Annotated in this window: 1 protein-coding gene; it reads left to right on the top strand. The window is 44.1% G+C overall.

Going from position 1 to position 295, the window contains the following annotated elements; all coding sequences use genetic code 11:
* Nucleotides 1–285, top strand: a 285-nt coding sequence (locus tag C1E99_RS00575) for an ATP-binding cassette domain-containing protein (protein ID WP_153060127.1), incomplete at its 5' end; no start/stop codon positions are given.
* Nucleotides 286–295: the final 10 nt, after the last annotated feature.

Genomic DNA, 295 nt, shown 5'->3' with positions numbered 1-295 from the left:
GAGGCACTTGATGCAGTTGGTCTGTCTTATCTGGACTTGTCCCAGCCTATCTATGAACTCTCAGGAGGGGAAGCTCAGCGGGTAGCACTTGCTAAAGTCATCCTGAAAAATCCTCCATTGATTTTAGCAGATGAGCCGACGGCTGCCTTAGATCCTAATAGCTCCCAAGAAATTATGGATATTTTGTTATCCTTGAAGAGCCCAGAACGGCTAATTGTGATTGCGACCCACAATCCTTTGATTTGGGAGCGAGCAGACCTTATCATAAAAATGGAAGACTTGTAAAAATTCATAC

Source organism: Streptococcus suis (assembly GCF_002964045.1).
GTDB lineage: Bacteria > Bacillota > Bacilli > Lactobacillales > Streptococcaceae > Streptococcus > Streptococcus suis_U.
This window is presented reverse-complemented; position numbering and strand designations above follow the sequence as displayed.